We start from the raw sequence: 11159 nt of genomic DNA on the forward strand, positions 1-11159 counted from the left end.
GGATTTATGGAAAACCAACTTGCACAGGAATTTCACGTCACGTACTTCGACGCCGATTGCGGCCGGATCTTCAGTGAAAGCTTCGACTCCCTGAAGGAAGCCGAACGTTTCGCCAGCCGGAACTGCGGCAGCGAGGAATCGTGGGCCGTCATCGACGCTGTTGCCGTGGGGCAGGCCCGGATCGCCGCCTGACGTTTAGCCGGAAAGGCTTTCGGGCTGGCCGCCGGCGGCGGCATCCTCGGCGAGCCGGCGTTCGGCGTCGGCCACCTGCTCAAACACCGATTCCGCGCGGCGGCGCACTGAGGCCGCGCCCACCGGGATGGGACCGACGGCGAGCCGCAGCATGGCGGCAGCCTCGGCAGTGGTGGCCAGCGAATTGCCCGCCTTCGACAGCGAGCGGTGCACACCTGCCAAGTCCCCGGGAATGTCCAGACCCTCGCTGGGCGACCGCCGCTGGGCCTCGACGCAAACAACTCGGACGCGCTCCATGAGCCCCGCCAGCTCGTTGGCTACTTCCACCAGTTCGGCATAAAGCTGCTCGTCTTCAACACCTTCGAGGACCTGGTGATAGCGGTCCAGGCCCCGGTGGAAACGACCGTGGGCGCGGCGCCAAAGGCCCTTCCCCAGCTCAGCATCGTCCTTGCGCCCTTGGCGGGCGGCAGTAAAGAATCCCACGCAGGAACCTAGAGGTACTGGCCGGGGCCGTGGTCCGGGTCCTCCGGCTGGCCGGACGGCACCGGACCGGAACGCTGCCCGGCGGTTGCCCTCTGCGGCTCGCCGTTCTCCCCGATAACCACACCAGGGGCGATCATGGTGCCCGGCGGAAGCTGCCTCAGGTGCATCTGCGCGGCGGCCTGCTCCCGTGCCGCGTGCTGGGCGGCGATAGCCGTCTGAATGCCGTGGAAGAGGCCTTCCAGCCACCCCACCAGCTGCGCCTGGGCGATCCGAAGCTCGGCGTCGGACGGCGTGGCGTTCTCCGGGAAGGGCAGGCTGATCCGTTCCAGCTCTTCAACGAGCTCCGGGGCCAGCCCGTCCTCCAGCTCCTTGATGGAACGCTCGTGGATCTCGGCGAGGCGTTCGCGCGCGGCGTCGTCCAGCGGAGCTGACTTAACCTCCGCCAGGAGCTGCCGGATCATGGTGCCGATCCGCATGACTTTCGCAGGCTCGTCCACAAGGTCCTGCAGGTTGCTGCCTTTCGTCTTGCCCCCGGGTGACGTGCTTGTAGCCGCCGGGCCGGTACTGACCGGGCCAGCAGCTCCGGCGACGGTGCCAGCCGGGCTGGCCGCAGCCGGCATGGCCGGTTCGCCGTTGTCGAGGGTCCTGCCCTCAACGGGGACATCATCAGGCTGAGTGTCTGTCGGATCGCTCATGCGTTCATACTCTCACGAGCGGAGGACGCACAGCCCAATGGATGACGCCGCCAGTAGAGGACGCACAGCGCAGCCGATGAAGGCTGGCCGGCCGGTGAAGGCTCGCCGGCCGTCAGCATCAGCAGCACCGGCCCTGCGGGTTGGAGTCCTGGCGGTCCGTCCGGTCCCGCCAGAACTCGCGTTCCGTCAGCGGGGGCTCCCCGTGTCCGGCCGCTAGGTGGTGCGCCAGGTACTTGGCGTACGCATCAGCACCGAGCACGCCGCCGAGGTACCGGGCGAAACCCCGGAACCCTGTTGCGACAGCGGCCAGGCCGGAGCTCATTTGTGGTGACCTGCCCTTTCGAACCGCAGGTCGGCGGGCAGCTTGTTCCACTCGGCCAGCAGCTCACGTTCCGCGGCTGTGGGGATCAGACCTGCGGGCGCGAAGACCTTTGACGGCCGGGCCTCGTCCTCGTTGTCGATGTTCGGGATCCCCGCGGAATGGTTGCGGAAGGCCTTGATGGTGGACACGATCGCCATGGCGATGACGATGATGCTCAGCACCACAAAGATGACGGACAGCCAGCCCTGGATCGCGGTGTTGCGCACCACGGCTTCCATGGCGGCCACGCTCTTGGCTGAGCCGAATTCCGTCTTGCCGTCCGCGAGTGCCTTGCTGAAGGCTGCGTTGTTGGCGAAGTAGCCGACGGCGGGTGTCGAGGAGAAGATCTTCTGGTAACTGGCGGTGATGGTCACTACCGCCGCGAAGGCCAGCGGCACGGCCACGATCCAGAGGTACTTGAAGCTCCCCCGCTTGGCGACGATGGCCAGGCACACGGACAGCGCGATCGCGGCCAGCAGCTGGTTGGCGATGCCGAAGAGCGGGAACAGGGTGTTGATGCCGCCCAGCGGATCAGTCACGCCCATAAGCAGCACCGCACCCCAGGCACCCACCATCACGGCCGTGCACAGCCATGCTCCCGGCCGCCAGGAGGCTTCCTTGAACTTCGGGACGAAGTTGCCGATGGAGTCCTGCAGCATAAAGCGCGCAACGCGGGTACCGGCGTCGACTGCGGTGAGGATAAACAGCGCCTCGAACATGATGGCGAAGTGGTACCAGAACGCCATCAGCGCCGTGCCGCCGATGAACTGCTGCATGATGTGCGCGAGGCCGACGGCGAGCGTGGGCGCGCCGCCGGTCCGGGAGACAATGCTGTGCTCGCCCACGTTGGCTGCCGTCTCCGCGAGCAGGGCCGGGCTGATGTTGACCCCGGACAGGCCCAAGCCATTAACCCAGGCCGCCGCGGTTTCCACCGTGCCGCCGGTCAGGGCCGCCGGCGCGTTCATGGCGAAGTAGAGCCCGCGGTCAATGGAGATGGCCGCGACCAGCGCCATGATGGCCACAAACGATTCCATCAGCATGCCGCCGTAGCCGATGAAGCGGGTCTGGCGTTCCTTCTCGATCAGCTTCGGGGTTGTGCCCGAGGAGATCAGGGCGTGGAAGCCGGATAGCGCCCCGCAGGCAATGGTGACAAACAGGAACGGGAACAGGGCACCCGGGAAAACCGGTCCGTTGTCCCGGCTGGCGAACTCGCTGAAGGCCGGGACAGTGATCTCAGGGCGGACCACGATGATGGCGAGCGCGAGCATCACGATCACGCCGATCTTCATAAACGTGGAGAGGTAGTCGCGGGGAGCCAGGAGCAGCCAGACCGGAAGGATGGCCGCGATGAAGCCGTAGACAATGAGGCCCCAGGCAATGGTCACCTTGTCCAGGGTGAAGAACGCGGAGCCCCATTCGGTGTCCGCTACCAGGCCGCCGCCGATGATGGCGGCCATCAGGAGCACAAAGCCGATCAGGGAGACTTCCATGATCTTGCCCGGCCGGATGTAGCGCAGGTAGACGCCCATAAACAGCGCAATCGGGATGGTCATGCCCACCGAGAACACGCCCCACGGACTTTCGCCCAGTGCATTGACGACGACGAGCGCGAGGATCGCCACAATGATCACCATGATGAGCAGCGTGGCGATCAGTGCAGCCGTGCCGCCGATGACGCCCAGTTCTTCGCGGGCCATCTGGCCGAGGGAACGGCCGCCACGGCGCATGGAGAAGAACATCACCAGGTAGTCCTGGACCGCGCCGGCGAGCACAACGCCGATGATGATCCAGATCGTGCCGGGCAGGTAGCCCATCTGGGCCGCGATGATCGGCCCGACCAGCGGGCCGGCGCCGGCGATGGCGGCGAAATGGTGGCCGAACAGCACGTTGCGGTCCGTGCGGACATAGTCCTTGCCGTCAGCCTTGTATTCCGCCGGCGTGGCGCGGCGGTCATCCGGCTTGGTGATGAGGCGTTCGATCACCTTGGAGTAGAAGCGGTAACCGATCAGGTACGTACAGACCGAGGCAAAAACGAACCAGATCGCGTTGACGGTTTCGCCACGGACGATCGCCAGCATGAACCAGGCGACGCCGCCGAGCAGTGCGATGGCTGCCCAGAGGGCGATCTTGGCCGGGGTCCATTTCTTGTCTTCGGCCTCGCGGACGGCCGCATCCACGGCCGTTGGCGGAAGCTTCGGATCGGCGGTCAATGGGCCGCTTCCTTTCGCTGCACTTACCGGTTCGTCAGGCCTGCTGGCCATGTCTCCTCCTTGAGAATTGGTGCTTCTGTGAGTTGCTCAAAGGCACCCTACCAATGCCGCGCCAACGAGGAAGCGGCATTGTCCCCGCGCCGCGTGTCATTGCGGTGAACGGCAGGCGGGAGTCGCCGAGCGCACAAAAGCCCCCGTCCACGGTTTCCCGGACGGAGGCCGTCGTGTTTGATCCACAGTGGGAGACGTAGCTACCCGTGCCGTGATTACGCGTGTGCGTAAGTGAGGCAGTCCGCGTTGTCAGCGCCGGGGCCCACATGGACTTCACTGGCATTGCACATGAGGTGGTCGTTGTGCACGCACTCGGCGCGCTGGCATGCTCCGACATCTGCCAGGACCTTGGGCAGCCCGCCATGCATGCCGGTGTCGATGAACGTGGTGCAGCTGGCGTGGTCTTCACTCCCACCCACAGTGATGGCATGGGCTGTGCAGCCTTCATGGTCGTTGAAGGAGCAACGGGTAACACTGCAGTCGGCAACATGTGTTGTCATGAGAGGTTCCTCCGCACTTCGGCTGTCCGGGACGGACAGCGCCCTGAATCCCACGGTAGGCCTGTTCGGCCCAATCAAAAAGACCCAACTGTGTGACCTAATTCCCGGCCCTGCCCACCTCCCTTGCCCAACTCCCAAGCCAACTCAGCCGCCGCGGAAGACAGCTCAGGTCCCCACCTCCCGGCGGGACACCGGAAGCCTCGCCCGGGTAAACAGCCAGGCCAGGGCAGCACCCGTCAGCGGCACGGCGATCAGCAGCGCCACGAGTTGGAGCCAGGGCACGACCGCGGTCCGCGCCATCCCGGTTGCCGTCACCAGCAGCACGGCGGGCACTATCCCGGCAACACTTCCCAACACCGTTCCGAGCCCCGCCGTCATCAGCGCCTGCGAACCCGCGAGCGCCTTCCGCAAGCCTGGGGCCGCACCCACCCCGGCAAGGGTCACGTGGTCTTTCCGCGAGTCCGCCATGGACAGTCCCGTGGTGATGCCTGCCGCGCTGAGCGTGATCAGCGCTCCCAGCCCCACGATGGACCAGAGGATCAGCGATGCGTCCCGCTCGGCTCCGCGCTCGACATACATCGACCCGAACCTGTCCGCATAGATGCCGGCGAGGGCGGCGGACACCTTGTCCGCCTGGGCGGCATCAGGGTAGGCGCTGAGCTGGACCAGCAGGGCGCCGTTATCCACCCGCATACCGGCCGCCGCTGCAGCTTCCGGGGACACTACTCCGTAGTAGGGCACATTGACCTCCGGCTCCAGCACCGCCGCAGCCACTTCCGTCCGCCCCGTCTCCTGGTACCCCTGGAATTCGGACGAGCCGGGGACCAAAGGCGCGGGCTTGCGCACATCGTGCGCCACCAAGGACGCATGCCCGTCGCGGACAAACACGGGGTTGGCCACCACCATTCCACCGGCTGCCAGCACGTCGCGTGCTTCGGCCGTGGGCGCCTTGCCAAACAGCCTTTCGACGTCCTCCGCCGTTCCGACGACGATCGAGTCGGTACGTCCCCAGGACTCGTACGGACGCATCGCTCCCTGGCAGCGCCAGTCCTCCGGGTCGAGGACACGCTGGCCGGCGGTCACGGGGCACGCGTTGCCTTCCGGCGTGGCCAGCGAATACTGCAGGCAGCTCGACGTCGGCGTCTGCGCGGGCGACGCGTCAACCAGTTCGGGCCGCATTTCACAGTTCCGGGTGGCGGCCGTGTGCAGCACCCCGGTCCATTCGACGGTGTCCACAGCTCCATTCAGGGCGGACACCACCGCAGCGGGGTCAAGCCGCACCGGATCAGGAACTGTTCCGTCAGCCAGTAGGGGTTGCCCCACGGACAGCGGCAGGACCGCCTGGTTCTTCAACCCGGACCAGTGGTGGTTTTGCTGTTCATTCGCCTGCTGGCTGGCGGCCAGGACCATGCCGGCACTGGCCAGGGTGGCAGCCGCGAGTACGGCGGCAACCGCCGGAACCGTCCGGCTGCGGTTGCGGGAAGAGTCCCGCGCGGCCATTCGTGCGGCCAGCGGAAGGCGTCCGGCCCGCTTGGCAAGGAGAGCCACTACCTTGCCGGTCAGCAGAACCAGGGATGTAACACCAAGTACCGCGCCTCCCAGCAGGAGCCAGGCAATGACCGGCGTCCTGGAGGTGAACACATCGGGGTCTTCGCTGCTGACGGCAAGCCACGTGCCGGCCGCCAGTGCCGCGGCGGCCACGCCCAGCAGGACAGCACCCACCGCCGTGGACTTCTTGCCGGCCGGCGTCGGTGCCCGCCCTGATTTGAGCGCGCCCAGAACGGCCTGGCGCGCCACCTGCCGCGCCGGGGCCAAGGCAGCCAGCAGACACGCAACATAGCCCATGACCATGACCAGGACCGTCAGCAGCGCGTCCGGATGGAAGCCCGGGAAACGGACTGACCCGTTCAGGCGCGCAACGATCACCACCCCGGCGGCCGCGGCCAGCCCCACAGCAGCGCCGACCGCTACGCCAATGCCGCCGAGCCACAGGCCCGCCGCCATGACCACCGAGCGGATGGTGGGGCTTTCGGCCCCCGTCGCGGCGAGCAGAGCCAGCTCCCGGACCTGCCCCTTGGCGCCCACGGCAAACGCGGCTCCCGCCAGCAGCCCCACCTCCAGCAGTGCCAATGCGCCCAGCAGCGCCCCGGCCGCGTAGGCGGCGAACGGCAGCGACGTGCTGGACGAGGTACCTGCGCCTTCCGGCTCGCGCTGGTCTTGCGGCGGCGGATTCAGCACCACGGACCTGGACAGCACTGTGACACCCACGGCGTTGGCCTCCAGGACCTGGCTCCAGGTCACCGGTTCGGAACCCACCAGGTAATACATGGTGGCCTTGATGGCCTGCGCGGTTGGCGCCGGACCGGCGGAGGCCGGCAGCGACGGGGCGCCCACGCTGCCCTGGCCGGGCTTGAGGTAGACGATGGAGTTGCTGTCCGAATAGCCCGCATCGCGGAGCGTTCCGACCGCAACAAACGTCCCGGCCGACGTCGCCAGTTCCTCCCCCAGTCCGAGCCCAAAGCGTTTCAGCAGCCCGGGTGACACCAGCATCTCGGCATCAGTCCCGGGGGCCCTGCCGTCCAGCAGGGTGTATTTTCCGGCAAATGCCGGGGCCATGGCGTCCACCGCGCGGCCCACCACACGCACGTCCGCCGCACCCGACTCGGCGGTGAGGTCGAGGGTGGATTCTGTGAGCACGTCGTAGCCGGCCGGAATCGCATCCTGCGGATCAGTCGGCGTGAAGTCAGGGTTGGTGTCCCAGTTATTCGTGGTGATGCGAAGCTCTTCGACGGGGTCCTGGACCATAACCCCGTTGGCCATGGGCATGGGCCGGAACCGTGCCTGCGTGGTGCCGAGCTGGTACTGCACGCGCTCGGCTGCCGTCTCCTGGGTGCTCTGGACCAGGGCGGCCGCCCCTGCCATTCCGGCCACGGGGAGCATGATCAGCAGGATGATCAGGAGGGAACGCCCTTTGTGGCGGCGGATATCGCGCCGCGCCATCCGCACGGCAACGCGGAAAGCCTGCCGGCGCCCGCCGGGCGCCGGGTCGAGAGTGAGTGCCACGTCAGTTGCCGGTCTGGGAGAGGAGCATGGCGGGATCGTGCATGGCAGCCGCCTGGTCCACGATCCGCCCGTCCCGGAGGAAAACCACCCGGTCAGCCCACGCGGCATGCCTGGCCTCATGGGTCACCAGCATCACGGCCGCGCCGGCATCCGCACGCCCGCGGAGCACTTCCATCACGCCGTGGCCGGTAGTGGAATCCAGGGCTCCCGTAGGTTCGTCGGCCAGGATCAGCCGGCGGTCGCCCACGATGGCCCGCGCGATGGCCACCCGCTGCTGCTGTCCGCCGGACATCTGGTCCATAAAGCGGTCCGCGAGTTCCGGGATTCCCACCTGCCGCAGCGCATCCAGCGCCTGGCGTTGCGCCTTCCGGGTGGGCGTCCCGTCCAGCTCCAGCGGCAGCGCCACGTTTTCGGCCGCGGTCAGGGTGGGGACAAGGTTGAAGTCCTGGAAGACGTAGCCGACGGCGCGGCGGCGCAACCGGGCGAGTTCGTTCAGTCCCAGCCCGCGCAGGGGTGTCGATTCCACAAAGACACCGCCCGACGTCGGCCGGTCAAGTCCCCCGGCCAGCGCCAGCAGGGAGGATTTCCCGGAACCTGACGGACCCATCACGGCGACGAACTCGCCGGCGCTGATACTGAGGTCAACCCCGCGCAACGCGGCGACCGCCGTCGCGCCTTCACCGAACGTCCTGCTGACCTTGGCGAGTTCCAGGACCTGCTGCGGCTCTTGGACGCTCATCGGCGGTTGTCCGCGATGAGCGGGGCAGCCTCTTCCACAGTGACCCCGTTGGACGATTTACGTGGTGATGCCTGGCCTGCGGTCTGCGCCTGCTGCAGCATCCGGGCCTCGCAAAGGTCCAGCCAGCGGACCTCCGCTTCCGTTTGGAAGATCAGCGAATCCAGCACCAGCAGCCAGGCGGTATCCGCCGCCCGCTGGTTGGCGGCCGTGTCGCGGCGGGCCTTGGTGTAATCCTGCAGCGCCCGGATGGACGCCACCCGCTGGGCCTGGATGATGGCCTGCACATCCACGCCGGGCAGCGTGACCGCGAGCGCCAGTTTGATGGCCAGCTCGTTCCGGGGCGGGTTGTTGCGCTCCACGGGGGCGGCAAACCAGTTCTGCACCTCCGCCTTGCCCGCGTGGGTGATGCTGTAGACCACGTGGCCTTCGCCGTCACTGCCGTCATTGCTGACCAGGCCGTCGCGTTCCAGCCTGTCCAGGGTGGTGTACACCTGCCCGATATTCAGGGGCCAGGTGGACCCGGTGCGGTTTTCGAACTCAACCCTGAGCTGGTAGCCGTAACGCGGCTGGTCCTGCAGCAGGGCGAGGAGGCTGTGGCGGATGGACATGATGCTCCTAGCGGGGGCGTGAGAGTCGGTATGCACGGGACCCCCAAGACCCGTGCATACCGCGTATAGAGTGAGGCTAGCCCAGTCCACCGCGCAAAGCAATACTCAGTATCTACCCGGTCTACATAACCAGCAGGATCTTGCCCACATGGTCGCCGCTGTCGAAGTACCGGTGCGCGGCCGCAGCCTGGTCCAGCGGGAAGGTCTTCGCCACCAGCGGGCGGATCCGGCCGTCCGTAATGAGGGGCCACACGGATTCGCGCACCGCGTTCATGATGGCGCCCTTCTCCGCCACCGGGCGTGGCCTCAGTGCCGTGGCAACCACTGCCGCACGCTTCCGCAGGAGCTGGCCAAGATCCAGTTCCCCCTTGGCCCCGCCCTGCAGGCCGATGACAATGAGCCGGCCGTAGTCAGCGAGCGCATCAACGTTCTGCGCCAGGTACTTGGCACCGACGACGTCGAGGATCACGTCGGCACCTTTGCCGCCGTTCTGCCGCCGCAGGCTGTCCGGAAAGTCCTCTTCGGTGTAGTTGATGGCGATGTCTGCGCCCAGGAACGCCTTCGCCGTCCCCACCTTTTCCGCTGTGCCGGCGGTGGTGGCCACCCTGGCGCCGAATGCCTTGGCCATCTGGATGGCCATGGTGCCGATCCCGCCGGTGGCGCCATGGATCAGGACGGTCTCTCCCGCCTGCAACTGCGCCGTCATGATCAGGTTGGAGTAGACCGTGGCTGCGACTTCCGGCAGCGACGCAGCGGTGACCACATCAACGCCGTCGGGAATCCGCAGGACCTGCTCCGCCGGCACCGCAACCTGCTCCGCGTAGCCTCCGCCGGACAGCAGAGCCACCACTTTGTCACCCACGGAGAACGCTTTGGTGACACCGGGACCGAAGCCGGCGATCCGCCCGGAGACTTCCAGCCCGGGGATCTCGGAGGCGCCGGGCGGAGGCGGGTAGAAGCCCCTGCGCTGCTGCACGTCTGCGCGGTTCAGGCCGGCGGCGACGACGTCGATCAACACCTCGCCCTGCCCGGGCACCGGCGCGTCCACCTCGCGGACTTCCAACACTTCCGGACCGCCGGGTTCGGCAATGTAGACGGCTTTCATGGAGAACTCCCGTTTTCTAGCTGATTCGTGCCCCAGAACCAGTGTGCACCGGACGCACGGCAGACTCTGTTTTGTTGCAGCCAACTGCCTATGAAACACTACTCGTTAGGGAAGGTTGTCCGAGCGGCCGAAGGAGCTAGTCTTGAAAACTAGTGTGCGGTAACCCCGTACCAAGAGTTCGAATCTCTTACCTTCCGCGAATGGAACCCCGGTACGCCACATGATGGCGGGCCGGGGCTTCTTCGTTTAACCGGCCCGCGGGCCGCCACACCGGACCCATTGAAACTGTCGGAGCCTGGACATAGGGTCGTTCCTGTTGCCACCCATCGACAGAAAGGGCCCCACCATGCCTTCACCCGAGATCACCCCCGGCGCACCCTGCTGGATCGACCTCATGACGTCAGACATCGCCACAGCACGCCAGTTCTACGGCGAACTCTTCGGCTGGGAATACGAGACCGGAGACGAGGAGAAGTACGGCGGTTACACCACCGCGCGGAAGAACGGCAAGACCGTGGCCGGGCTGATGCAGAAGGACGAGGACCAGGCAGGCATGCCCGACGTTTGGTCCACGTACCTCCGCTCGGACGACGCCGAGGCCACCGCGTCCGCCGTCGCGGCCAACGGCGGCCAGGTTTACATGCCGCCCATGGATGTTCCGGAACAGGGCCACATGGCCATCTTCGGCGACGCTGCCGGTGCGGCAATCGGCGTGTGGCAGCCGCGCGAGATGAAGGGGTATGAGCTCGTTGCCGAGCCTGGCGCTGCCGCATGGCACGAGCTCCACACCAAGGACTACGACGCCGCCGTGAAGTTCTACCAGAACGTCTTCAACTGGGACACGGATGTCATGAGCGATACACCGGACTTCCGGTACACCACCCTGGGCGCCGGGGACTCCGCCAAGGCGGGCATCATGGACGCCTCGGGGTATCTGCCGGCTGACGTTCCGTCCAATTGGCAGATCTACTTCAACGTCGAAGATGCGGACGCTTCGATTGAGAAGGCAGTTTCGCTCGGAGCCACCGTCATTGACGGGCCGGAGGACTCTCCGTTCGGCCGCCTCGCATCGCTGGCCGACCCCACCGGAGCGATGTTCAAGATCATCGCATAAGTAAATTCCCTTGAAGAAATACCGGCCGGCAGCTTCCA

The 11159-nt window shown here is 66.6% G+C and carries 11 protein-coding genes and 1 tRNA gene; 3 read left to right on the forward strand and 9 right to left on the reverse strand.

Annotation, left to right across the window (positions count from 1 at the left end; all coding sequences use genetic code 11):
* The first annotated feature begins 6 nt into the window (after nucleotides 1-6).
* The gene (locus AC50YA_RS11740; RefSeq protein WP_494982452.1) at nucleotides 7-192 is read left to right on the forward strand and encodes a hypothetical protein; all 186 of its coding nucleotides are present in this window, start codon (nucleotides 7-9) and stop codon (nucleotides 190-192) included.
* Nucleotides 193-195: 3 nt separating this feature from the next.
* Here AC50YA_RS11740 and AC50YA_RS11745 read toward each other — a convergent pair whose 3' ends face one another.
* The 9 genes from AC50YA_RS11745 to AC50YA_RS11785 form a co-directional block, all read right to left on the reverse strand.
* Nucleotides 196-675 (reverse strand): hypothetical protein, encoded by a 480-nt coding sequence (locus tag AC50YA_RS11745; protein ID WP_494982453.1) that lies wholly within the window; start codon nucleotides 673-675, stop codon nucleotides 196-198.
* Nucleotides 676-683: 8 nt separating this feature from the next.
* Nucleotides 684-1370, reverse strand: coding sequence for a bacterial proteasome activator family protein (locus AC50YA_RS11750; protein ID WP_494982454.1), 687 nt, complete (start codon nucleotides 1368-1370; stop codon nucleotides 684-686).
* 118 nt (nucleotides 1371-1488) lie between these two features.
* The gene (locus tag AC50YA_RS11755) at nucleotides 1489-1692 is read right to left on the reverse strand and encodes a YbdD/YjiX family protein (RefSeq protein WP_494982455.1); all 204 of its coding nucleotides are present in this window, start codon (nucleotides 1690-1692) and stop codon (nucleotides 1489-1491) included.
* The gene (locus AC50YA_RS11760) at nucleotides 1689-3992 is read right to left on the reverse strand and encodes a carbon starvation CstA family protein (protein ID WP_494982456.1); all 2304 of its coding nucleotides are present in this window, start codon (nucleotides 3990-3992) and stop codon (nucleotides 1689-1691) included. Before AC50YA_RS11760 ends, AC50YA_RS11755 begins: the two co-directional genes overlap by 4 nt.
* A gap of 215 nt (nucleotides 3993-4207) precedes the next feature.
* Entirely contained in the window at nucleotides 4208-4492 is a 285-nt protein-coding gene (locus AC50YA_RS11765; protein ID WP_494982457.1) for a DUF1540 domain-containing protein, read from the reverse strand.
* Nucleotides 4493-4657: 165 nt separating this feature from the next.
* On the reverse strand, nucleotides 4658-7555 hold the full coding sequence (locus tag AC50YA_RS11770) for an ABC transporter permease family protein (RefSeq protein ID WP_494982458.1): 2898 nt from the start codon (nucleotides 7553-7555) through the stop codon (nucleotides 4658-4660).
* Nucleotide 7556: 1 nt separating this feature from the next.
* Nucleotides 7557-8294 carry an ABC transporter ATP-binding protein gene (locus tag AC50YA_RS11775; RefSeq protein ID WP_494982459.1) on the reverse strand — a complete coding sequence of 246 codons (738 nt, stop codon included), beginning with the start codon at nucleotides 8292-8294 and terminating at the stop codon, nucleotides 7557-7559.
* Nucleotides 8291-8902 carry a PadR family transcriptional regulator gene (locus tag AC50YA_RS11780; RefSeq protein ID WP_494982460.1) on the reverse strand — a complete coding sequence of 204 codons (612 nt, stop codon included), beginning with the start codon at nucleotides 8900-8902 and terminating at the stop codon, nucleotides 8291-8293. Before AC50YA_RS11780 ends, AC50YA_RS11775 begins: the two co-directional genes overlap by 4 nt.
* A gap of 121 nt (nucleotides 8903-9023) precedes the next feature.
* Nucleotides 9024-10007 (reverse strand): NAD(P)H-quinone oxidoreductase, encoded by a 984-nt coding sequence (locus AC50YA_RS11785; protein WP_494982461.1) that lies wholly within the window; start codon nucleotides 10005-10007, stop codon nucleotides 9024-9026.
* A 109-nt stretch (nucleotides 10008-10116) separates the two neighbouring features.
* Between AC50YA_RS11785 and AC50YA_RS11790 the strand changes: the two genes are divergently transcribed.
* Together AC50YA_RS11790 and AC50YA_RS11795 are read left to right on the forward strand one after the other, a co-directional pair.
* A tRNA-Ser gene (locus AC50YA_RS11790) sits at nucleotides 10117-10204 on the forward strand.
* A gap of 149 nt (nucleotides 10205-10353) precedes the next feature.
* Complete coding sequence (locus tag AC50YA_RS11795; RefSeq protein ID WP_494982462.1) at nucleotides 10354-11121, forward strand: VOC family protein; 768 nt, start codon at nucleotides 10354-10356, stop codon at nucleotides 11119-11121.
* Nucleotides 11122-11159 lie beyond the last annotated feature (38 nt).

It is taken from the genome of Pseudarthrobacter sp. RHLT3-21 (genome assembly GCF_059383495.1).